Raw genomic sequence first — 21,771 nt, forward strand, 5'->3', positions numbered from 1 at the left:
GTGCAGCCAACTGACCACTCGGATGGGGAGCAGAGAAATATGAGCAAACAACGGATGGCTACCACTATTACGAGTTTCTGGGAACGGGCTCTCGGCGAAGAAAATCTCACGCTCGATGACAATTTCTTCGATTTGGGCGGTGATTCGCTCACGGCCGCGAAAATCCTTGCCCTTATCCAGCGGGAGTATGGGCTGCAAGCGGAATTGCATCTAATTTTTAACAACCCCACCATCGAAGAATTCGTGGAGGCCGTTGATGAAGAACTAGCAGGGGTAGCGCCGCGGGGAGAAGATGCATGACCGCCCCAAAATTCAAGTCACTGTGGGGAGGTCCGGCGACACCCGATTGTCACTTAACTGGATTTGTTCGCCGTGTCACCCACGATCCGGGGCGTACGGCTGTAGTCGACGCCGATCGTTCGTACACCTACGGAGAACTGGCAGCTTGGGCGCAAACGGTGTCGTCCAACTTGACGCTGGCCGGCGTGAACGTAGGAGACCGGGTTGCGGTATCGCTTCCGCGAGGCGCGGGTGCAGTCGCTGCATTACTCGGGGTGCTGCTGCATGGAGCGACGTACGTCCCGTTGGACCCCGAGTACCCCGTGGAACGGATTCAGTTCATGGTGGATGACTGCGCACCTCGCGCCCTAATCGCCACCACGCGATCACGTGTGAACCACCACGCCCCGCTGGTCGACATCGGGCTGCCCCCCGGAGTAACCCAACCGATCGACCTGCGCGCCGTCGCGTGCGATGCCGCACTTCCGGTCTACATCATCTACACATCCGGATCGACCGGCTGGCCGAAGGGCGTAGCGCTGAACCATCTCTGCATCGACACAATGGTCGATTGGCAAACATCCCACTCACCCCACCCCGAACTACGCACCGCACAGTTCGCCCCGCTAAATTTCGACGTCTCGTTCCAGGAGATATTGGGCACGCTGTGCGGCGGCGGCACGCTTGCGATCATGCCGGAGAAGCTACGCCGTGAACCAGCCCAATTGCTTCGATGGCTCTCCGATCAACGAATCGAGCGGCTGTTCGTCCCATTCGTTGCGTTGCAGATGCTGGCAGTGACGGCCCAGCGGGACATGCTGGCGCAACTGTGCTTGGTCGAGGTAAATACCGCCGGTGAGCAAGTAGTGTGCTCGGAAGATATTCGCGCAATGTTCGCATGTATGCCCGGCTGCCGGCTGGTCAACCACTACGGACAAAGCGAATCCGCCATGGTGACCTCGCACATCCTGGGGCCCGATCCGTATGCCTGGCCCAATCTGCCACCAATCGGCGAACCCCTGCCGGGATGCGAACTACTCATCGCGCCGGAAGTTCCAGAAACTCCGAACATCGGAGAGCTTCTCGTATCCGGAAATCCATTGTCGGATGGATATCTGGGGCGTCCCGAGCTGACAGTGGAGCGCTACGTCAGCATCCTTCCCTCACCAGCCGGTAACACCCGAGCCTTCCGTACCGGTGACCTGGTGGAGCTGACAGACAGCGGCTTGCGCTTCCTATCCCGAATGGACAGCCAGATCAAAGTGCGGGGAATCCGCGTTGATCTCCTAGAAATCGATGCGCAGTTGCTAACAGCTCCCGACTTCGCTGCAGCGGCGACGGTCATGGTGGTGACTAAGTCCGGCCATGCCAGCCTGCGCGCCGCAGTAGTCCTTCGTGAGGGCTGCACCGGCCCAGTCGAGGCCAACGCTCTTAAGCGACTACGCAAGGTACTGCCCGAGGTTTCGGTCCCTGTTTCGGTGACGGAACTGCCCGAACTGCCCAGGACCCCCAGCGGGAAGGTTAATCGTGAGAGAGTCGCTGAGCTCATCGCAGATGACTGCCGGCGGCGTCGCCGACACAGTCAGGGCGGTGACGAATGACCACAATCCTGCACGATAGGCCCGCCGATGCGGGCCAATACGCACTCTGGGCCGAAGCCACGATTGATCCCTCGATTAGTGGCGGCGGATATTTCGTGGCGACCTTTCGCGGTGTACTTGACGAGCATCACCTCGAGGCCGCTGCGCGCGCCGTGCTTGAACGACACGAGCCGCTGCGGTCGGTGCTGCGGCTTGTGCGGGGACAGTTGCGCCAGTGCGTCCTGCCGGCACTTGAGGCATGTTCTTTCGAGCGCGCCACTATCCCATGCGAAGACGGCTCCGAGTCGGCGGCGGTCCGAGAATGGTGCAAGCAGCGCGAACAGGACAAGCGCTGGGACCTAGCCACCGAGGCACCAATTCGTTTCCAACTTCTAACCCATGCTCCCAACCGCTGCTCGATGGTCTTCGAGGCTCATCACGCCGGCTTTGACGGGCGCAGCAAGTTTATTGTCGCCCGCGATTTCTCGAACTATCTGGGGAAACTGAGAATCGGCCATCAAGTGAATCCGACGCCGCTGGCCGCGCCCAGTACGCCCGTTGCCACGGAGGCAGTCACCGCGGAGGCCATCGAATTTTGGCGTACTGCTATCGACAAACGGATGCCCTTGACACTTCCCGAGGGCGGCCGTCTGGGGCAGCGGTCCATTGCTGCCTCGCCGACAATCGAACTGGAGCCCTCAGCGGTTGCCGCCCTTCGCGCGATCGCTCAAAACCTGCAGGTGAGCACATTCACGATGCTTTTCGCAGCGCTCACTCGACAAATGACGGCTTACGACAACATTGATCCGGTGTTGTCTGTGGCTTCGGACGTCAGTGACGAACACACCGGACATGTCGCCGGCTTGCAAACCAACGTGGTCCCCGTATCCATCGAAACCTCCCGCCAGATGGCGACGGAAAAATCCGTTGCCTCGGCCCGCCGGGCGCTCACACACTTGGCTCGCTATCGCCGCGTCCCGTTCGTGGACCTGGTGTCCGGTGTGCCCGGCAGACCCCTCGCTCGGCTCAGTACTGAGCTCGGCCTGTCATTTCCCCGTCCGCCAGCCCAACTTGACCTGGAAATCCCCGGCCTACGTTCGGAGTGGGAGTTTTTCACGCCAAACACAAACGCTGCTTTGGCCAGAACGCTGCAGATCCGTGCGCACTGGCCGCAGTGCCGGGTGCGGCTCGACTATCGCCAGGATCTGATGGGTGCAGCGGAAGCAGAAATATTTCTTGCCGATTTTCGCACTGCTGTCACAGATCTCGCTTCAGACCGAGAAACATCCTTGGTCAGCTCTACGAGCAAAGTCCGGCCCCGAGCAGCCGGCGCGGGGACCCCGTACATCTGTGCTGGCGTCCGCGCGGGGACACTATGTAACGACGACGCTCCCCACCCTCCGCGCTTGATGCCATCGGACGGTGTGAGATTCACCGTGCGTGGCCGGTCGGAACAGTTACTGCCCTGTTGTATAGCGGGCACGATCTGGGTTCATCTCGCCGACGGCCGCGAGGTTTGCACCGACGACTGTGGGTACGTCGCGGCAGACGGCGAGATGCGACACCTAGGACCTCGGGAGGGTCGGTGGATCCGCACCCGAAGCCTCATTGATGCCTCCGCAGTCGCCCGCGTCGCCCGAACCCACACTTGGGTACGAGAGGCGGAAGTGCAGCTGGTGAGGGGCCGTACCGACACCGCGGTGCTCAGTGTGTCTGGACCAACTCGCAATGTCCCGAGCGCACGAGAAATCCGAGCACATCTGCGGACTTTTCTGCACGCCAGTGATCTGCCTGGACGTATCAAAATCACCTGTACCGACACCCTACCGACGAACAAGGATGACAATGAACGAACTCTCTGAAGCTGTAATCGCGGGTGCCTCTCCGGACGTACTTGAGAGCCTTCCCGTCCCACCTGAATACAACGCCGCCTACCTAGATGTAGAAGACATCCAGATTTTCGCCGGCGTCGAGGACAAAGACGTTCGAAAGTCGATTCACCTCGGCAGTGTGCCCATGCCGGAACTTGCTCCTGATGAGGTGTTGGTCGCTGTTATGGCAGCGGCGATGAACTACAACACAATCTGGTCCGCTACCTTCGAGCCGATCCCCACTTTCAACTTCCTGCGGCACTACGCAAAACAGGGCGGCTGGGCCTCTCGTCACGACCAGCCGTACCACGTACTGGGGTCGGACGCAGCCGGGGTGATCGTGCGCGTCGGGGCCGGTGTGCGCAAGTGGAAGGTCGGGGACCATGTCGCCGTAGGGACGGCTCATGTCGATGACCAGGAACCGCTCACCCATCACGACGGCATGCTCGGCCACGAGCAGCGAGCATGGGGGTTTGAGACAAACTTCGGAGGCCTCGCTGACTATGCGGTCGTCCGCGCGAGTCAATTACTACCCAAGGCAGCGCACCTCACCTGGGAAGAGGCTGCCAGCAACCCATTGTGCGCGGGAACGGCCTACCGGATGCTCGTCAGCGAGCGCGGTGCCAACATGCGTCAAGGCGATGTAGTCCTCATTTGGGGCGCGGCGGGTGGCCTCGGTGGCTACGCCGTGCAATTCGTCCGCAACGGCGGCGGCATACCAATCGGCATAGTCAGCTCGGACGCAAAAGCCGAGGTCGCCCGCAAGCTTGGCTGTGAGCTGGTCATCGATCGGCGCGAGATCGGTGAGATTTCCGCTGACCCGGACGCCACCGTCGCGGCAGGAAAACTGCTGGGCAAGATCATCAGGCGAGAGATCGGAGAGGATCCGAACATCGTCTTCGAGCACGTTGGCCGCGAGACCTTCGGCCTCTCGGTATTCGTGGCCCGCCGCGGCGGCACAATCGTCACCTGTGGATCGAGCACGGGTTACCAACACACGTTCGACAACCGCTACTTGTGGATGCGCCTGAAAAGAATAGTAGGCAGCCACGGGGCGAATTTGTACGAGCAGTGGCAGACGAACCGCCTCATCCAGCGCGGCCAAGTGCAACCTATGTTGTCTGAAGTGCACCCGTTTCAAGAGACACCAGAAGCCGCACGCAGGATTCAACTAAACGAGCACCTCGGCAAAGTTGGCATACTTTGCCTAGCACCCTCGAGTGGGCTCGGTGTCACCGACGTCGACCTGCGTTCCCGGATCGGCGAGGCGCGGATCACACCGCTGGTGACGGCATGACAGCTCCGAACCCGAGCTTCGACGCAGGAAAGGCCGAAGGCCGCGTGCATCGTGTCCGAGTGGTGGTTGCCAAACCTGGGCTGGATGGCCACGATCGCGGTGCCAAAGTGGTGGCGCGCGCACTTCGTGATGCCGGCATGGAAGTTATCTACACCGGATTGCGTCAGACACCCGAGCAAATCGTCCGCACCACTTTGGAAGAGGGTGCCGACGCTGTCGGTCTGTCACTGCTATCGGGCGCTCACATGGAACTGGTACCCCGCGTAATCGAGCTGTTGGCCGAGAATAACGCGATGGAGATACCCATCTTCTGTGGCGGCGTCATTCCACCTGGAGACGCACGCAAGCTCGCTGAAATGGGAGTGCTCCGGGTCTTTACCTCTCGGGATTCCCTTCAGGAGATCACCCGTTGGGCACAAACGAACCTACATCCGCTCAAGGAGACGGAGTGACGAGGCACCAGAACTGTCAGACCTTGGAGTCTGCACGGCAAGGCAATATCAGGGCGCTGGCGCAACTAATGACTCGCGCGGAGAACTACGCCATCACTGAGGTTGACGTCATCTCTCCGGCTGCACCGGACCACCCCCGAACCGCCTGTACGGTGATTGGCTTGACAGGTCCTCCTGGTGTCGGAAAGTCGACGTTGATTTCATGTCTTATCGCCGAGTACCGCAAGCGGGGTCAGCGCGTGGCAGTGCTCTGCTTTGATCCGTCATCGCCGATAACCGGCGGTGCGCTCCTCGGTGACCGCATCCGTATGCAGGAGCACTCAGATGATCCCGGAGTTTTCATTCGGTCAGTGTCCAGTCGTGGCCATCTCGGAGGACTTTCGGCCACGGCCAGGACAATGATCGCGATCCTGTCTGAGATCGAATTTGACAGGATCTTGATCGAGACGGTCGGAACCGGGCAGTCAGAGGTGGAAATCGCATCAATCGCGGACGACACCATCGTTGTTCTAGCGCCTGGAGCAGGTGACGGCATCCAAATGGCCAAGGCTGGTGTTCTGGAAATCGCCGACCTCTACGTCGTAAACAAGGCAGATCAGAACGGAGTCCACGCAGTACTTCGCGAACTCCAGGCCGTGATCGAGCTTGGTCAACGCGACGTCCCCATTGTGACGACTACCGCCAGCCGTCAAGAAGGGGCCGCCGAGGTAGTTAGAGCCCTTGAGGCCAAGCGAAAATCTCCTATGACGTAGAGCTGGAGCAGATCGTTCCTCCAGTCATTACCTCTGCCGCGCTTTGCAAAGCAGCGAAGCTTTGGGCCACCGTTAGGTGATCGAAGTCTGCGACATCGACGGGGACACCTGCATGGCACGAAATCACCTGCGCAGCGGCTTGAACTGGGCCCGAGTCAAGGGTTGGGCTGAATTTGACGACCTAGGCAACCAAGCAAAGTAGGGACTGTTGGCAGAGTTCAGATTGACTGATCTTGTAAATATCAGTCAGACAAGCGGATTCGGTCATGTCAGCATGTTGCATAGCGAGCAGTTATGCGGTGGACTGTAGGCATGCTGACTCGAATTGACCATATCGGGATTGTTTGTTTCGACCTCGACAAAACCGTCGAATTCTACAGTGCCACCTATGGATTCGAGGTTACTCACCTGGAATCGAACGAGGAGGAGGGTATCCGTGAAGCGATGTTGAAGATCAACGAGACCCCGGACGGTTACGCCTCGTACCTCCAGCTGCTGGGCTCGACCCGGGACGACTCAGTAGTAGGCAAGTGGCTGGCCAAGAACGGAGAAGGCGTCCACCACATCGCATTCGGCACGAACGACGTGAGTGGCGAAACAGAAGCCATACGGAGTAAGGGCGTCCGGGCACTCTACGACGAGCCGAGACAAGGTTCAATGGGGTCCCGAATCAACTTCCTGCACCCAAAGGATTGCCACGGGGTCTTGACTGAACTCGTCACCGCCGCAACACCAGACTCCGAATGACAACTGCCAGTTAATGTTGCGATGGTCCATATCGTCAGAGTGTTGATGCGGATTTGTGCCATGGAGTGGTAGACGAGGGGGCGGGATGGGAAAATTGGCGCGGCGTTCGGATAGAAGAGGGCAGAAGCCTCGGAATGCGAAGGGCACTCGGGTTCGCCGTGATGGATTCGACGGTGAGTTCGTTCCAGGGCAACAATTTTCGGTCGACATGCGTATCCGCCGGCAGGCCGCCGAGGTCCTGGAAGCAAAGGTCACCGCGGCGCGGTGGCCCCTTGTGCTCGAGGCCATCGAGGCCGCAGCCTGGCCGGTGGAGACCTACCTGGGAAAATTCCTTAAGGGCGGCTACGACGTCATCCGGTTTCGGTCCGACCCGACCGACGTGGGCGAGATGCTCCACAGGTTGTCCCGGATGACGAAGCTGCCGGTCGAAGTTGTCGCGCGGGAGCCCCACAAGCACTTGCCCTTCTGGCTCGATGACGAACCGGAATCGCACGATGTCGGCCTGCAGCCCTTCCGTTGGTTCCAGATGCTCTACTACAGCCACTTCCTTCTGCGCGCGTCGACGGCGGACCGGTATGCCTACTATGCGACGCCGGAGATGACTGCGTTGATCGAGGCCGGCCAGAGTGCCGATCGAGACCATGATGTTGCTGTGACCGTGGCAGATCTTCCCTCGAGCAGAGGAGTTCTCTATCTCGCTCCAGCGGATGGAGTGCCCGACCACGGGCGGGTCCTGGTGTGGAACGAGACAGGTCGCGACAGTGGAAGTGGAACCGATGTTCTCCTGATGGCCATGCTTACCGTTCCTGCTTTGCGGTGGTGGTTGGCGCGGGCCGACGGGGCAATTCCTACTGACGGAAACCGGTTGTACCGCGTCGTCAACGACTACCTACCGGTGTTTCCTTTCGCCGAGGTCCAGCTCAGCCCAGCCGAATCCGATGCTGCGCCCAGTGCACCGAACCGATCAGGAGGCGCGGGTTTCACGGACGTCGGTCCCGACGAACCTGCGCATTCCGTGACCGCCATGAATGACCTGGATTACGTTGCGCGAACGTTCTTCTCGATGGTGAACATGCTGCGAGGCAACAAGTTCGTGGAGTCCACCCGCCAGCAGTCGGCGCGCATGCGAGACAACGACGGCGTAGTCAAGCGGATGCGTGAGGTGACGTATTTGTCGTACCGGCAGCCGCGGCCTGCATCCAGTGCTTCATCGTCGGAAGGATCTGGCAAGCTCTCGCACCGCCACGTCGTTCGGGGGCATTGGCGTCGGCATTGGTATCCATCGCAGAAGCGTCATCTACCCATGTGGATCGATGAGCATTTGCAGGGGCCCGCGGATGCCCCGATTGTCGTCAAGAGCAAGGTGACTGTGGTGCGCCCGCCTGCGGAGAATGAGAGTGTTGAATGACCAACGACCGTAGTTTCGATCCGGACGCCGATCACGGCCAGGCGGGCTGGGTGACTCTGCCCAGTGGACAGCGTGCTTACCGCTACCACGGCTCGGACGACCTGATCTACGACGCAGCAACCGCCCCCGAGGCCGACGCGTCGAACTAGACGTAGATCGGAACCCCGCGGCGCAGGCTCGAGAAGACCGATGCACCGTCATGCCGGAAAGAACGACGCAGCTCGTCCAGTCATTCACATGAATGACTGTTGCCTGGGAACCACAAAGCAGCGCTGTGCGTCCAACACAGCATGGACGACGACGAGTGCGCAGCCATCCGTGACGAGGGGCGCGACCCCAGCGACCCGGCCGTCGTAAGCGCCCTCGACCAGGTGAAACGAACGCTTCACCTATACCGGCATCTCGCCTGGACCTTCACGGCAGACGACCTCGACACTCACACCCTCCACCGCTGAACGCGCCCACCTGCACGTTCGACAATCGAACATGCGTTCGATACGGTGTGGTGGTTCCTACCGGCGCGCGAAAGGTCGATCCACATGGCCACCGTCGACGCAATCGGGGACCTCACCGGCTTGGGCAAGGCCGAACAGCTCGCCGCGCTCCGACGCAGCATGGCCGCGATCCCCGGACGACGTGTCCACGCACCCATCGAGCCCGTCGACGCATCCCTGTTCGCCCCATCTCAGCCAACGGCCCCGCCCGCCGACGAACAGACCCTCAGCGGCCCTGTGCGTTCACAGACCCTGCGCACCATCCCCGTGCCCACGCCACTGTCGGAACTCCTCCCACGCGGTGCGCTGGCCCGCGGAACGGCCATCTCGATTACCGGTGCCGGATCGATCCTCGTCGGTCTCGTCGCTACAGCCAGCGCGGCCGGCCACCACGTCGCATTGATCGGGCAGTCGAAGTTCGGACTCCTCGCCGTCCACGAGCAGGGCGGCGACCTGTCGAAAATCCACCTGATCGACCCAGGCCAAGCAGACCCCCTCGACGCTGCGAGCATCTGTATCGAGGGCCTCGATCTGGTCGTGACGACCGTGCACGGACGCGATGTTCCGCCAACCCGGGCGCGTGCCCTGTTGGCCCGAAACCGTACGCACGCAGGAATTCTCGCGATCACGAACGGACGCATGCCCGGTCTCGACCTGGCAATCTCCTCGCGGCCTGTCGCGTACGGCGGAATCGAGCAGGGCAGGGGCCGTATCCGGTCGATCACCCTCGAGACCACCGTGCACGGGCGCGGTATCGCCGAGCGCACCGGCCGCTACACCCTCACCGCGCCCACGTTCGGCGAACAGGGCCTGCGGTGGACCCCGACCAGCGTCGACGCGGCCGTCCTGCACCGGCCACACGGTCTGGCGGTCGCGCAGTGAGCCCCGAGATGTACGAGAACTGGCCCGTCACTTTCGATCCGCCCACACGCCTCGTTGTCGATCCCCCTCAGAGAGTCTTGGTCAGCGTCGCGCTCACCGTGGCTGGCTCGTCTGGAGGATCCTTCCGTGACGGGGTGCCGCTCAAAGTCCGGTCCGAAGTTCTCTAGCCAGTGAAGTGTTGTTGCAATCAGTTGATTGATTTCTGGTCGCCGCTGTCCCCTGAGGATTACTACTTTACGAATCTTAAAGTAGCGGTTAGGCTCGTGGGAGATCAGCTAGGGAGGCAAAAATGTCCGAGCAATTCGACTCAGCGCGAGCGCTGTTCGAGTCCGAGCAGGCTTCACGCCGAATCGGCAGCCATCACCGCAGTGCCTCATCCCGTGGGCGTTCACTTACGCTCTCGTCGGTGGCAGTGGTGGTCGCGGCGGCTGGTTATGCAGTAATGGGGTTCGTCGAGCCTGGCTGGGTCTGGTTGCCCGCCGCTGTAGCGATTCTGGCGATATGCGCGATTCTGTTGATAGGCAAGTCGATTGGTGTCCCATTGCCACCGGGACGGGACTCCTCCGGGTCGACCACCGTCGGAACGGTGTTGATCGGCGTCGCCACGATCGCTCTTTGTATAGCGCCCCATGGCTTGATACTGGCGGTCGCATCCGGTGCGTTGGTACTGGCCGGCGCAGGTATCGTCGCCGTCGTCCCGGTGTTGGTGTCGGTGCGCGGAGTGCGAACGTCGTGACGGTCGATCATCCACGGCACCAACTCGATCGAGCACTGACCCAGCCGATTCGACTGTCGATTCTGGCGGCTGCGTCGAGGGAAGGTGTGGCTGCGGTGGAGTTCAAGATCCTCGCATCGGCACTTCAGATCAGTGATTCTCTACTTTCTCAACATGTGTCAGCTCTCGAAGCGGCCGGGTACGTTGCGGTAGAGAAGGGTCGAACCGCTCGGTACTCGCGCACATGGATACGGGCCACCGACCGCGGACGTACCGCGCTCGGTGAACACATGCAAGCCCTGCAGGACATCATCAAGTTCGTACCGGAAGGTGAGCAACCCACATGACTTCTCCCGTCGACACCATTACTGCAACTGTCTCTGTGAAGCCAGCGTGGGTGAATACGTGGTTTCACGCGTTGTTCACCAAACCTGGCCTCGAAGTCGATGGGCGCGGCCACGAATTGAACTGGGGCACCAACGACGTCGAGATCCCGTCTACCGCCAACCGAATCGGCGTCTACTTTCACTACCGAGGTCGGCCCGCGCAGCGCCTCGCATTGAGCGAAAAGCTACTCGACCATCGAATCGGTAGTCGCATCACTGCACGCCTGGGAGTGCGAAACTCTGCACAGTTCAACATCATCGAGCCGTAGAAATCCCAATAGCGAGGTTTCACGTCAGTCGTCCCATTCGGATCGTTTGTCTCGTTAATTAGTCCTTCGTAAAGGTTTACACCCGCCTGTCTCGTCGTTAGTATCAGCTTGTTCGGTTTGTTTTGTTCGCCGACGGACTGTCCATCGGCGAACCGGCCAGGCGACCCGCATGTGCCGTTGCTGCGTAGGCATGGTGGGGAAATCGGTGCGCGATAGCAGTTGCGTGGAGCTGCGTAGTCGGCACGGTCTGGGGTGGTCCACGCGGTCATCGGCGTGGCAAATCGAGCGCTCGAGTCGGCGAACCCGTCGATCGAAGCCGCCTCGGCGTCGCCCGCCGGTATAGGGGTCTCGTCGAAACACACCCTTCGAGGATGAATTGTGTTCCCACGTAAAGTTAAAGTCGCCGCCGCTATTGCCGCCCCGCTGGTGGTCCTGAGTCTCGGGGCAGTAGGGACTGCTCAGGCCTTGACCGTTCACGACGCGCCGGTGCAGGCCGCATCGGCGACCGGTCCGAAGCAGGATAAATACACCGACCAGGACGTGGTGGGGCTACTCGCGCTCGCCAGCGGCCGTGCGGCGCAGGACCATCCGGACGTCGCCGCCAAATTCAAGGTCGAAGGAGCACCTACCGCCACTGACGAACAGATCGGCCAACTCACCGATGCCCTGGTCTCTGTCGATCCGAACTTCCACTCCTCGGTGACCCACGCCGTTCAGGCGAACGATCCCTACCAGGCTCAGAAGGGTATCGACACCATCTCGGCTGATCTGAAGACGTTGGCCGCGCAAAGTGGCGCGAGTGAGTCCGGCGGAGATGTCCATACCGACGGATTTTTCTACCACGACTCCAACATCGCTGTAGAGATCAATGTGGCCGGCGTCCTCAACGCAGTCGGGTACGCCAACGTCGCAGCTGCGACCGAAGTAGGGGTCGTGCTCTACGTCGTCCCCGATGCGATCTCCTACGGCTTCGACCTGAATCGAAAGGGCGACTTCGAGCGAACCGAGACTGCTGCGTTGGTGACCTCAGCGCTCTGAGACCCGTCAACGCTTTCGCCCCTGGGTGCGTTGCCTCGATCCCGCTTCGATCCGTGCACCGCACCCAGGGGTGGTCGACCCATCCGATCAGCCACGTCCGAGCATGAGAGCCCGCCATGACAGACGTTCGACCCGAGCTGCACCAGATCGACGAGGCAACAGCGAGCACAATCGAGGCCGGTCGCGGCGAGTACTCGACTTCTATTGGGGCGCAACGTCGGCCACCGAAGGTGCTGATTGTTCTGCTCTTCGTGGTCGCCGCGGCAGTAGTAGTCGGCGGTTTCGCCTTCGCCATAGTCTTCACACTGCCCAGCAACGTCTTGTTCACACGCGACGGCGATCACCCCGTCCGGACGGCGTTCAACGCATTGGATCCACAGGACTGGGCATTCTTCACCCGCGATCCGGAAGGAACCCAGGTCGGTGCCTACACCGTCGACAGTGCCGATGCTGTCTACAGCCTGATGAAGACCCCACAGGGAGCGGTGACCAACCTCTACGGGCTATCGCGCACCCAACGGGCGCAAGGCCCCGAACTCGGGTTCCTCAACGCCGCCGTCCGAACCTGGTTGCCCTGCGACGACCCAACGGCCACATGCATTGTCACCGCTGCCGAGTCTGTTCCGGACGAGGTGACGAGCAACTCACCGATACCGACCGTCTGTGGAGACGTCGTCCTGACCGAAGAGCACACCACACCCTGGAGCTTCCGACGTCTCACGGACGAATATCGGAAAGTCACCGCAACCGCGCACCTGAATGTGCAGTGCTCATGATGACCACCGCTCGGCTCGAGACCGCAGGCACCATCAACGACACAGTGGAGTACGTCTACCGAAAAGTCTCCGAGCACGATCCTCGCAACAGGTGGTTCGGGACCGGCCGCACCGTCCTGGCGCTAGCTCAGCTGTCGATCCTGCTCTTCACCACCCCAGCTGCGTTGATGGTGCCGGTGATCGGACAGAACGATGCTCCGCATTGCGCCGGAGTGCAGAGCGCATCTCTGTACTGCCTCGGACACGACGCCATCCCACTGGAGTGGCGACACTGGGGCATGGCCGCAATCCTGCTGCTGGTGGCCACAGGGTGGCGTCCCCGAGTGACCGCACTCCCACATGCCTGGGTCGCCTACTCGATCGCCGGCAGCATCGCACTGCCCGACGGTGGCGAATCGGTCGTGCGCATCGTCTGCATCCTGATCGTCCCCCTTGCCCTCCTCGACGACAGAGGCTGGCATTGGCAACACCCCACCACCGAACCCAACCGGTGGATTCAACCCCTCTCGTACGCATGCCTGCTCGCGCTGCGACTGCAGCTGGCCTTCATCTACTTCGACAGTGCGATCAGCAAGTTCGGTGTCTCGGACTGGGTCAACGGGACCGCCGAGTACTATTTCCTGCGCGACAACGCATTCGGAGCAAGCTACCCACTCGAACCGATGCTGATCTGGACCTCGAACATACCGGCATTGGTGATCTCGATGACCTGGGGAGCACTGGTCATCGAACTGCTGATCGGAATCCTGTTTCTAGGCACGAGACGATGGCGCAAAGTGGGCCTGACACTCGACATCGTGCTACACGTCGGGATCATCGCGACCATGGGACTGTGGAGCTTCTCCACGATCATGATCGGATCCGCGATCATCGCCGCGATGCCCACCCGCCGGCGCACCACATTCTCGACGGACGGCACACGATCAACCCTCGACGTGAGCGAGCTCGATCGCGACCGAAGCCGCCGCCCCGATGTCACAGACCCCATCACCGCTACAGCGGGCCCTCCCGAAGCCATCGGGTCGGACGAGCGATGACGACCCAATCCACTCACCACGCCAGCCGCGACACGCGCCATCAGTGGCTGTTGATCGACACCCTCGGACCGCACGAACACACCGTGGTGGGAGTGGGCGACACCTCACGCCGGGCAACTCCACTACAGAAGTTTCTCCGCGGTTCCCACCGCACCGCGGCACTCGATGCGGTCCGCTCGGCATCCGATACGGGACGACGTCACGACGTCACGGCCGGCCGCAAGAGGGTGACCGCCGAGCCGATCCTCGATCACCGCGGTCGTACACGAGCTGTGTGGCTGCTCATTTCACCTGTCGAGGAGGCATCTGCAGCTCCGCCGTCCGCTCACGCCTTCGAATGGAATCTCACGCGAGGAACCGCAATCACGATGGCAGCGCCCCACCACGGCCGACAGCGTACTGTTGCCGACGCCATCGAGCCACATGATCTCGGCGTCGACGCCGCCCCAGCTCTGGGACACCTCGTGGCCGCACACGCCGACACAGCAGTGCAACTGACCACAGTGAAGGCCACTGCAGACCATGCGCAGCGCCGAGTGAACGTGACCGGTCGCATTCGCCTCGACCGCGCGACAGGAGACCGTGTGTTCCACGGCCTCTCGCACGACCTCGGACCCTCCCCGCTGCCACCCCAGAGCGCCGCTACTCACTTGTCGGACCTCATCGTTCACTCGCTCTTACGTCCCCAAGAACACCTTGCGATCGTCGATCCCGCCACGCTGATGTTGCTGGTTTGGCACACCGCACCGCCGCCCGGACTGGCGTGGAGAAGCATCGCCACTAAAGCGCGGCCCGTCATACACCCCGAAGACCTGCCGTGCGCACGACTTCTGGCGACAGCCGTACAACAACCTGCGGCCACTGCTCGAACGCCAGAGACAATTCGGTTGCTCCACGAAACCGGCCACTACGAGAAGTACGAAATCAGAGCTGCCCCATTGCCTCTGGGTGCGAAAGCGCGCGCAGCATTGGTCACCGTACGCAGAGTGGGTGAGGTCGGAGCCGGTAGCTCCGCAGATGTCGTGTTATACGACAACACCTTTCCGACCGCGGCATACTGTTCGCCGTGACCTTGAACGACGTCGATGAGGTTCTCTCAGGCCGTCGGCCACGGCGGTATCGAGCAGGGAGGGGCCGTATCTGGTCGATTACCATCGAAACCACCGTTCACGGACGCGGCATCACACAGCGCACCCACGTTTCGGCGAGCAGATTACTGCGCTGCAGGCCCGCCGGCGCGGACATGTCTGTCGCCCACCGGCCGCACAGGCGAGCGGTCGTGCATTTGACCAGCGAACTGTGAGAGAACTGGCCCGTGACCTTCGAGCCACTTAGCTCTATTCGACCCGCTTCAGCAACAGCGACGGACAGGCGAGAGATCGGAAGGTCTCGCGATGGACGTCAAGGCCCCTGGGCTTCTTCACGCATGGGCGAAAACTGGACGGGGACAGTGGATTTGCTGCCTAAGTTTCAAAATTCCGATCGGCAACGGCAAGGGGTACCTTCAGCTCGATCACCAATGGTGCCCCGCCGACGCCGCCCAGCCCGTCGAGTAGCTACCGGAGCGGGGTGTTCGGGCTGGCCGATCAGTCTTGTTCTGTAATCGGTGTTTTCCGATGGGCAAGTGCGTTACTCATCAACGCATCCATCCATTCCCGTGTCATGTCCAAGCCTGAGTGGTTTTCCAGCAGTTCAGCTGCGGTAGCCGCCACCTTCTGTGAGAAGAGAGCCAGAATGCTGATTGACTCGTGCGCCACCAGAGTCGTCACCACATTCAGTGCGTCACCACGCGCTCGCTGCAAGGCGTACGGCTCGTCCGCGTCGAGCTGCAAGTCCTTCAGGAGCTCTCTAGCGCCTTCCCAATTAGGCTTTTTGTGGGCGTGCGCGTACGCGCCCAACACTCGATTCCAAGCCGACAGTCGACCCCACCCGGCGGCCTCTATCCACCGCTGAGGCTTGTTGTGCACGGATTCTTCAAGGCGCTCCGCTTTCGCCGGTTTCGTCCGGTGGACCCTGGATCGAGCGATTTGCTCTAGCGTGCATCGAAGCGAAGCCATCGCCCGGTCGTCGTCTTCCAACCACAACCAGTATGCGGACCGCAACGTCGACGACACCAGAGCCAGGGGAGTCGATGCTGCTGGTATCAGAGGACCGTTGCGTGTCCACAGAGCAGCAAGAGCCGCCAACTCGGCAACCACGATGTAGTTCGTCCCGCGCGAGGCCACCGAGTCAATGTTGAAATCGTCGCCTAGTTCGTCTCGCTCGGCGGCGAGGGCTCGTAGCGCAAACGATGCACTCGCCTGGCGATGAGCGCCGAAGGCTAACGTCGCAAGCTCGTCGTCCCGATACAAGCGACCTGCGGGCCGATGATTCCAGGCCAGCGACTCGTACGTGGATCGTTGATCGTCTAGGTAGCGAACAAACACCGGCAAGAGGCCTTCATCGGGCGACAATGGCATGACGGTAGGCAATCTCGGCAGTACGAACGATGACGAATACGGGAGGGCATCGTCTGGTGGTTCTTCACCCGCGACGTCAGCCGAAGGCCGTACGGCAAGGTTGATACTTGCTATCAACGTCACGGCGTCCTCGGGATCGCCCTGCCGATACAGGCCAGCAGCCGTCATGTATTGAATCTGGGTAAGGCTCAAGCTCAACGCATCCGCTATGCAGTCCACCGCGCCGTATACGACACTTGGTACATCGAATCTGCTCAGGAGCGCGGCCGACTCCCACCACATGGCTTCCTCGAAGAGTCGCGCATGCATTATTTCGCTGAGAACGCCGTAGACGACGGCTGGGCATACTTCACGTCCGTTCGCCAGGACGACGTGCTTATGAGGCGCGGTTGGCTCCTCTGTGCTTGCGGAGCTGTCGTCGCCCTCGATATCTTGCGCAGTAGTCGGGTCTGCGTCGCCCTCGATGTTGGATGATTCCGGCGGTGCGCCAGGATTTGGCATGCGCTCGGCGTATGCGGTCCACGCACGCGCAATGAAGTCCTCCACTTTTTCAGACGGATGTTGCTCGACTCCGACGACAGGTGCCATGACCGCAGTCCATCGTTCGAGTTGTTGTCGGGCGATCGTGGCAGCGGCCACCACTTGTCCTGCGAGAAGCAGTCGGGTGGCCGCGACGCAGCTGTCCACTCCCCAGCCGAGGTCGTGAGGCCATTTGCCATAATAGGCTGACGGTGCGCGATCCAAAGTAAGGTTCAGCTTGCGATGCGCGATATCCAGTATTGCTATCGGTGCCAGAAAAAGGATTGCTTCGAATCGGAATCCATCCGGCAGCTTCTCCGTGTTCTTCATCCTGACGTTGTGGCGCGCAATCAGAGTCTCGGCCAATCGATCGGGTCCAGATCCGCACATGCGCTCGTAATCGCGCACGTTGGTGCCGACTCGCCGTCCACGGTCATCTTTGCGCTTCGCTTTGCGTTCTGCGCTGCTCAGATGGTCCATATCGCCAGGCGACGGAATGCTTGCTCTGTCCATTCGTGCAGCCTACGAGGTCGAGCAATGCTAGGTCGCCGAATGCAGTCAGCCAGCTGTAGAGTGGTCCCAGCATGCACGACGCCTCCGGGGTGATTGAGGCGAGGTCTTGAATCGTTTTGGCCGGTGATCCGGGAAGTGCTATCGCAGGTATCGAAGCGGTCAATTCCGTAAGGTCTGCCGGGCAGCGGCGCGGCAGAATTGATGCGACAATAGGACTACTTAAAGTATCTGCCTTCTACTCTTCGCAGAGTTCGTTATCATCGTTTGGAGGAATGGGTTGCTCAAGCGAAAAGGTGAATTACCTGCTATAATTGGTGGATGCCGGAAAAGCATCGGTAAATCTATTGAATGGAGGACCTATTTGAATCGTGATAGATAAATTATACACCTTAGCGGCGATCATTGTTGCCGTGACAGAAGTAATTAAGGCAACAACGGGATTGGTTGTAGCAGCGTCTACATTGATCCCTTCGATATTAATGTTGATTTGCATTATTTCGGCGCTTTAATCGATGGAAAGACCCGTCACTCGACCTAGGGTGGCGGGTTTTCTGTATCTGTAATGTCAGTTGTCATGGTCGTGTTTTCGTTTCGGTCGGTCAGTGGTTAAGAATGCTGGTCGTGGCGACTTCGGCCAAGACGTCAATCAGGTGCTGACAGACAGAATAGGCCTATAAAATTCTAAATCCCACGCACGTTACAGCGTTCCGAGCAGTTCCATCCAGGGACAAAGCCGAGAGGTCAACCGGCCGGTGAACTAGCGAGTTCCTGAACGGGTAGTCGAACTGGAGTAGTTTGCGATCCGTTGGGTCAGCTGTTCTGCGACCGCCTCGGTGGAGGCGGGGTTCTGTCCGGTGATGAGGGTGTCGGTGATTTCGATGTGCTGCTGCCACGGGTGTCCTGCGGTGTACGTGCCGCCCCGGCGCCGGATTTCCTGCTCGACGGTGAAGGGGAGCGTGCCGAGCAGTCCTACATCGGCTTCCTCTTGGTCCGAGAAACTCGTCATCGTCAGGGCTGCATACGGCCACGTTGCTCCGGATGCGGTGTCGGCAAGCAACGCCGCAGTTCCATGGCAGACCGTCGCGATCGGGGTCCCCTCCCGTCGGAGCGCGCGGAGAAACTCTCCAACGTGAGAGTTCTTGTGCAGGTCCACCACTGGCCCGTAGCCGCCGGGCACAAAGATCCCGTCGACGGTAGAGGGGTCAACCGTTTCGAGCGCGGCCGGCGCGCGCAAATTCTCGCTCAGACCGGATAGGTACGTTCTGTACCCGTCAGGGTCTGGGCTGTGAGGGGCGTGCATGCTGTCGGGTTCGACGTGCGCAGCGCCGCCGCCGGGTGTCGCGATGATCGTCCGTATGTTTGCGGCCGTGAAGATTCGATGGGCTGTGATGAACTCTTCGGCCCAGAAGCCGCATGGTCGAGTGGAGCCGTCATTGAGCGTCAGGATGTGGGCTTCGGACAGCAGGATCGTGATGGTCGACGTTGGTGTCACCGTTGTGCGTCTTTCTCTTCGCGGTAGAGACCGAGGGCGGTCATCGCGGGCGCGTCGTTGAACTCGAACAGCACGGCTGGAATGTCGGTGTCGTTGACGTAGCTGACAGTCGACCACGATGGAACGGCGATGCTGTCTCCTTCGCTGCACCGGAACGGCTTTCCGTCGACGTGGATGGTGGACAACCCTTGTGCCCCGATCAAGACGGCGGAAGCGGTGCGCCGCATCGGTTGTGTTCGGATCCCTGCAGGTAGGAGTGTGAATGCAGCATCGATGACCGGTGTGACAGGGTCGTGGGTTCCTTCTGCGTGCAGGGTGTGTCGGTATGCGTGGTGCGGGTCGGCCTCGTGGGTCCGCTGTTGCTCACCGAGGGCGCGAAGTACGTTGTCCCACTTGTAGAGCAGCGGCTCGCTCAGGTTTCGGTGGTGTCTGTCCTGCGCGAAAATGTGGGGCTCGAGGTGGGTGTTGTCGGTGTGGAGCTCGAACTGTGTCGCGGCGAGGGCGGCGACGAGGGGGTCGTTGGTGCAGTCCTGCCAGATGGCGGGGGAGTCGGTGGGGCTGTCGTTGCCGTGCTCATGCCATTCGCCGGCGGGGGTGATCACCACGTCGCGAGGCTCGAGATACATCTTGGTTCCACCGACGGCCGTCCATGCCCCGTCACCCTCGTGCATGTAGCGCAGGGCCGTCGGCGCGTGCCGATGCGGGGTCATACCTTCACCGCGGTTGATGATCTGCAGCCCCGAATAGAGATATCCGACGGCGGCCTCGCGGGCATGGCCCGGATTGGCGAGGGTCAGTACCCGTAGAGCTGCTCGGTCGCCCTTGACCATGTCGGCTGCCGCGATCGCGAGCGGTCGAAGCTCGGCATAACTCCAGTGCACGGCATGGGAGTCGGGGGCCGGGGCCCACGGCAAGTTCTCGTTGGCCGCGGACCACCGCCCGATGGCGGATATTGCTGCCGCCTTCTCGTGCAGCATGGCCTCGGTGGAAATGGTGGTGGTCACGACGCGGATACCTCCTGTTGGGTGACGGTCACTGAAGCGAGTGGACGGGGTGTGCCGACGACGGCGTCGGCTGCCTCGGTGAGCTCGGCAACCAGTTGGTCGATGTGGTCGGCAGTGGTGTGGATGTTGCCGATGGACACTCGGATGACGTAGTGGCCGTTGAGCTCGGAGTGGGAGAGCAGCGTCCGGTGGGTGCTGTTGACGGTCTCGAGGATCTTCCGCGTCGCCTGTCCGTCGGCAGAGGAGATCCGGAGGCAGAGCAAGGGGAGCGGCGAATCGTTCGCGAGATGCCACCGCGGGTCTGCGGCAAGGGCGTCTCGCAGCCTCGTCGCCAGGGTGAGACTGTGTTCGAGTCGAGTTCGGATGCCTCGTATTCCGAAGGCGCGCAGGGTCCACCACAGTTTCAGAGCTCGGAATTGTCGCCCAAGGTTGAGGGTGTAATTCATGTAGTCGATACCGCCGGTGGTGTCGGTACGCAGGTATTCGGGAACCAGTGTGAAGGCGGCTTCGAGTGCTCCGGGGTGACGGCAGAACAGTGCCCCGCACTCCATAGGGGTGAAGAGCACTTTGTGTGGGTTGGCGACGAGAGAATCGGCGGCCGCGAGTGACGGAAGGACCTGCGCGATGGCCGGGGCTATGCGCCAGAAGCCTCCGTACGCGGCGTCGACGTGCAGCCACACTCGGTGGTCGCGGCACACGGCCGCAATCGCCTCGACCGGGTCGAGAGCACCTGAAGTGGTCGTACCGACGGTGGCGACAACAGCGATCGGTGTGTAACCGTCCGCGACGTCCGATCCAATGCGAGTCGACAGAGCAGCAGGATCGAGTTGGCCGCTAGCGTCGGTGGGTAGGCGTACGACATTGTCGAGCCCGATGCCGAGAGCGATCGCAGCTTTGTCGACCGACGAGTGGGCCTGGTCGGAGGTGTAGATCCGGCCGGGTTTCTGGCCGGATGTTCCGTGATGTCGAACCTCGGGCTGTGCCCGGTGGCGGGCGGCGGCCAACGCGTAGAACGTGCCCAGTGATGCACCGTCGACGAGCAGTGCGTCTGCGGCGGGGTAGTCGAGCAGTTCGGCGAGCCATCTGGTGACGGTGTCTTCGACGGCGGCAGCCGAGGGCGCGCTCTTCCACAACATGACGTTGACGTTCAATGCCGCAGCGGTCATCTCGGCGAGGATGGCCGGTCCGGAGGAACTGTTGCTGAAGTAGGCGTGGAATCGTGGATGGTTCCAGTGCGTCAAATGCGGAACGACGTTGTTCCAGGTGTCGTCGAGTATGTCGGCGAAATCTGTTGCCTCGGATGGCAGCTCGCTGTCGATCGCGTCGGCGACATCGGCCGCATCGGCCGGCGTCGTGACGGGCACGTCGTCGAGCGCGGCGAAGTGTCGACATATTCGATCGAGGGTGTCGGTGCCGAAGGCTTTGAGCTGCTCGGGAGTCCAGTCGCCAGTCGGCTTTGTTGGGTCGGGGGTCATTCGACGTCGACCGGCAGCTCGTGGGCGAAGACGACCTCGCGGGGGCGTTCGCAGTACCGGCGGTAGAAATCTTCGAGTAGTGGCGTCTCCGATTCGATGAGGTGCGTGGCGTGCTCGGCGCTTTCCCAGGGGTAGGTCATCGTTACGCGTTGGGGGTCCGATGCGTGCTGGAAGAAGCGCGCGTGGCCCGCCCACCCCGGGTGGTGGTGTGCGTTGTCGTCGAGGAGTTCGTCCATTTCTTGCAGGACCGAGAGGGCGTTCTCGGCCGCTTCGGCGGTCAGGTGCCAGGTTTCGATGACGGTGATCATGAGAGGGCGAAGCCTTTC

General features: G+C 61.2%; 22 protein-coding genes. 17 read left to right on the forward strand and 5 right to left on the reverse strand.

Going from position 1 to position 21,771, the window contains the following annotated elements; translation table 11 throughout:
- Positions 1-39 precede the first annotated feature (39 nt).
- The 17 genes from CH271_RS09345 to CH271_RS09420 all read left to right on the forward strand — a co-directional run bounded on the left by CH271_RS09345 (position 40) and on the right by CH271_RS09420 (position 15,053).
- On the forward strand, positions 40-300 hold the full coding sequence (locus tag CH271_RS09345; protein ID WP_032382025.1) for a phosphopantetheine-binding protein: 261 nt from the start codon (positions 40-42) through the stop codon (positions 298-300).
- Entirely contained in the window at positions 297-1,880 is a 1,584-nt protein-coding gene (locus tag CH271_RS09350) for an AMP-binding protein (RefSeq protein ID WP_015586172.1), read from the forward strand. The genes CH271_RS09345 and CH271_RS09350 overlap by 4 nt, the downstream gene beginning before the upstream one ends.
- A complete protein-coding gene (locus tag CH271_RS09355; protein ID WP_015586173.1) occupies positions 1,877-3,721 on the forward strand; it encodes a condensation domain-containing protein in 1,845 nt (614 codons plus the stop codon). Before CH271_RS09350 ends, CH271_RS09355 begins: the two co-directional genes overlap by 4 nt.
- Entirely contained in the window at positions 3,705-5,027 is a 1,323-nt protein-coding gene (gene ccrA, locus CH271_RS09360) for a crotonyl-CoA carboxylase/reductase (RefSeq protein ID WP_015586174.1), read from the forward strand. Before CH271_RS09355 ends, ccrA begins: the two co-directional genes overlap by 17 nt.
- Complete coding sequence (locus tag CH271_RS09365) at positions 5,024-5,479, forward strand: cobalamin B12-binding domain-containing protein (RefSeq protein ID WP_015586175.1); 456 nt, start codon at positions 5,024-5,026, stop codon at positions 5,477-5,479. Before ccrA ends, CH271_RS09365 begins: the two co-directional genes overlap by 4 nt.
- Positions 5,476-6,231 (forward strand): methylmalonyl Co-A mutase-associated GTPase MeaB, encoded by a 756-nt coding sequence (gene meaB / locus CH271_RS09370; protein WP_015586176.1) that lies wholly within the window; start codon positions 5,476-5,478, stop codon positions 6,229-6,231. The genes CH271_RS09365 and meaB overlap by 4 nt, the downstream gene beginning before the upstream one ends.
- 312 nt (positions 6,232-6,543) lie before the next feature.
- Entirely contained in the window at positions 6,544-6,978 is a 435-nt protein-coding gene (mce, locus tag CH271_RS09375) for a methylmalonyl-CoA epimerase (RefSeq protein WP_015586177.1), read from the forward strand.
- A 208-nt stretch (positions 6,979-7,186) separates the two neighbouring features.
- Entirely contained in the window at positions 7,187-8,386 is a 1,200-nt protein-coding gene (locus CH271_RS09380) for a hypothetical protein (RefSeq protein ID WP_032364816.1), read from the forward strand.
- A complete protein-coding gene (locus tag CH271_RS28790) occupies positions 8,383-8,535 on the forward strand; it encodes a hypothetical protein (RefSeq protein ID WP_155290193.1) in 153 nt (50 codons plus the stop codon). Before CH271_RS09380 ends, CH271_RS28790 begins: the two co-directional genes overlap by 4 nt.
- Positions 8,536-8,925: 390 nt before the next feature.
- A complete protein-coding gene (locus CH271_RS09390) occupies positions 8,926-9,762 on the forward strand; it encodes a hypothetical protein (RefSeq protein ID WP_052049293.1) in 837 nt (278 codons plus the stop codon).
- 289 nt (positions 9,763-10,051) lie between these two features.
- Positions 10,052-10,498 (forward strand): hypothetical protein, encoded by a 447-nt coding sequence (locus tag CH271_RS29100; protein WP_206539365.1) that lies wholly within the window; start codon positions 10,052-10,054, stop codon positions 10,496-10,498.
- Positions 10,495-10,824 carry a transcriptional regulator gene (locus CH271_RS29105; protein ID WP_032364819.1) on the forward strand — a complete coding sequence of 110 codons (330 nt, stop codon included), beginning with the start codon at positions 10,495-10,497 and terminating at the stop codon, positions 10,822-10,824. Before CH271_RS29100 ends, CH271_RS29105 begins: the two co-directional genes overlap by 4 nt.
- Positions 10,821-11,132 (forward strand): hypothetical protein, encoded by a 312-nt coding sequence (locus tag CH271_RS09400; RefSeq protein ID WP_141214632.1) that lies wholly within the window; start codon positions 10,821-10,823, stop codon positions 11,130-11,132. The genes CH271_RS29105 and CH271_RS09400 overlap by 4 nt, the downstream gene beginning before the upstream one ends.
- Positions 11,133-11,597: 465 nt before the next feature.
- Positions 11,598-12,170: a hypothetical protein gene (locus CH271_RS09405; protein ID WP_032364821.1), complete on the forward strand. Its 573-nt coding sequence runs from the start codon at positions 11,598-11,600 to the stop codon at positions 12,168-12,170.
- A gap of 116 nt (positions 12,171-12,286) precedes the next feature.
- Positions 12,287-12,946 carry an SdpA family antimicrobial peptide system protein gene (locus CH271_RS09410; protein ID WP_052049294.1) on the forward strand — a complete coding sequence of 220 codons (660 nt, stop codon included), beginning with the start codon at positions 12,287-12,289 and terminating at the stop codon, positions 12,944-12,946.
- Complete coding sequence (locus CH271_RS09415) at positions 12,943-13,983, forward strand: sporulation-delaying protein SdpB family protein (protein WP_141214631.1); 1,041 nt, start codon at positions 12,943-12,945, stop codon at positions 13,981-13,983. The genes CH271_RS09410 and CH271_RS09415 overlap by 4 nt, the downstream gene beginning before the upstream one ends.
- Positions 13,980-15,053, forward strand: a complete 1,074-nt coding sequence (locus tag CH271_RS09420) for a GAF domain-containing protein (RefSeq protein WP_032364822.1) — start codon at positions 13,980-13,982, stop codon at positions 15,051-15,053. The genes CH271_RS09415 and CH271_RS09420 overlap by 4 nt, the downstream gene beginning before the upstream one ends.
- A 516-nt stretch (positions 15,054-15,569) precedes the next feature.
- On the opposite strand, the gene CH271_RS09425 is transcribed toward CH271_RS09420, so the two are convergent.
- The 5 genes from CH271_RS09425 to CH271_RS09445 form a co-directional block, all read right to left on the reverse strand.
- The gene (locus CH271_RS09425; RefSeq protein WP_032364823.1) at positions 15,570-17,474 is read right to left on the reverse strand and encodes a hypothetical protein; all 1,905 of its coding nucleotides are present in this window, start codon (positions 17,472-17,474) and stop codon (positions 15,570-15,572) included.
- A 757-nt stretch (positions 17,475-18,231) separates the two neighbouring features.
- Positions 18,232-18,966, reverse strand: coding sequence for a type 1 glutamine amidotransferase domain-containing protein (locus CH271_RS09430; RefSeq protein WP_052049296.1), 735 nt, complete (start codon positions 18,964-18,966; stop codon positions 18,232-18,234).
- Positions 18,963-19,970, reverse strand: coding sequence for a cupin domain-containing protein (locus tag CH271_RS09435; RefSeq protein ID WP_052049297.1), 1,008 nt, complete (start codon positions 19,968-19,970; stop codon positions 18,963-18,965). Before CH271_RS09435 ends, CH271_RS09430 begins: the two co-directional genes overlap by 4 nt.
- The gene (locus tag CH271_RS09440; RefSeq protein WP_052049298.1) at positions 19,967-21,445 is read right to left on the reverse strand and encodes a pyridoxal phosphate-dependent decarboxylase family protein; all 1,479 of its coding nucleotides are present in this window, start codon (positions 21,443-21,445) and stop codon (positions 19,967-19,969) included. Before CH271_RS09440 ends, CH271_RS09435 begins: the two co-directional genes overlap by 4 nt.
- Positions 21,442-21,753: a hypothetical protein gene (locus tag CH271_RS09445; RefSeq protein WP_032364824.1), complete on the reverse strand. Its 312-nt coding sequence runs from the start codon at positions 21,751-21,753 to the stop codon at positions 21,442-21,444. The genes CH271_RS09440 and CH271_RS09445 overlap by 4 nt, the downstream gene beginning before the upstream one ends.
- Positions 21,754-21,771 lie beyond the last annotated feature (18 nt).

The organism is Rhodococcus sp. 05-340-2 (assembly GCF_002258915.1).
Lineage (GTDB): Bacteria > Actinomycetota > Actinomycetes > Mycobacteriales > Mycobacteriaceae > Rhodococcoides.

What these genes read in the sequence shown, in the direction of transcription:
- CH271_RS09345 (WP_032382025.1), top strand. Translation starts at nt 40, where the DNA reads ATGAGCAAACAACGGATGGCTACCACTATTACGAGTTTCTGGGAACGG.
- CH271_RS09350 (WP_015586172.1), top strand. Translation starts at nt 297, where the DNA reads ATGACCGCCCCAAAATTCAAGTCACTGTGGGGAGGTCCGGCGACACCC.
- CH271_RS09355 (WP_015586173.1), top strand. Translation starts at nt 1,877, where the DNA reads ATGACCACAATCCTGCACGATAGGCCCGCCGATGCGGGCCAATACGCA.
- ccrA (WP_015586174.1), top strand. Translation starts at nt 3,705, where the DNA reads ATGAACGAACTCTCTGAAGCTGTAATCGCGGGTGCCTCTCCGGACGTA.
- CH271_RS09365 (WP_015586175.1), top strand. Translation starts at nt 5,024, where the DNA reads ATGACAGCTCCGAACCCGAGCTTCGACGCAGGAAAGGCCGAAGGCCGC.
- mce (WP_015586177.1), top strand. Translation starts at nt 6,544, where the DNA reads ATGCTGACTCGAATTGACCATATCGGGATTGTTTGTTTCGACCTCGAC.
- CH271_RS09380 (WP_032364816.1), top strand. Translation starts at nt 7,187, where the DNA reads ATGCGTATCCGCCGGCAGGCCGCCGAGGTCCTGGAAGCAAAGGTCACC.
- CH271_RS28790 (WP_155290193.1), top strand. Translation starts at nt 8,383, where the DNA reads ATGACCAACGACCGTAGTTTCGATCCGGACGCCGATCACGGCCAGGCG.
- CH271_RS09390 (WP_052049293.1), top strand. Translation starts at nt 8,926, where the DNA reads ATGGCCACCGTCGACGCAATCGGGGACCTCACCGGCTTGGGCAAGGCC.
- CH271_RS29100 (WP_206539365.1), top strand. Translation starts at nt 10,052, where the DNA reads ATGTCCGAGCAATTCGACTCAGCGCGAGCGCTGTTCGAGTCCGAGCAG.
- CH271_RS09400 (WP_141214632.1), top strand. Translation starts at nt 10,821, where the DNA reads ATGACTTCTCCCGTCGACACCATTACTGCAACTGTCTCTGTGAAGCCA.
- CH271_RS09410 (WP_052049294.1), top strand. Translation starts at nt 12,287, where the DNA reads ATGACAGACGTTCGACCCGAGCTGCACCAGATCGACGAGGCAACAGCG.
- CH271_RS09415 (WP_141214631.1), top strand. Translation starts at nt 12,943, where the DNA reads ATGATGACCACCGCTCGGCTCGAGACCGCAGGCACCATCAACGACACA.
- CH271_RS09420 (WP_032364822.1), top strand. Translation starts at nt 13,980, where the DNA reads ATGACGACCCAATCCACTCACCACGCCAGCCGCGACACGCGCCATCAG.
- CH271_RS09425 (WP_032364823.1), bottom strand. Translation starts at nt 17,474, where the DNA reads ATGGACAGAGCAAGCATTCCGTCGCCTGGCGATATGGACCATCTGAGC.
- CH271_RS09440 (WP_052049298.1), bottom strand. Translation starts at nt 21,445, where the DNA reads ATGACCCCCGACCCAACAAAGCCGACTGGCGACTGGACTCCCGAGCAG.
- CH271_RS09445 (WP_032364824.1), bottom strand. Translation starts at nt 21,753, where the DNA reads ATGATCACCGTCATCGAAACCTGGCACCTGACCGCCGAAGCGGCCGAG.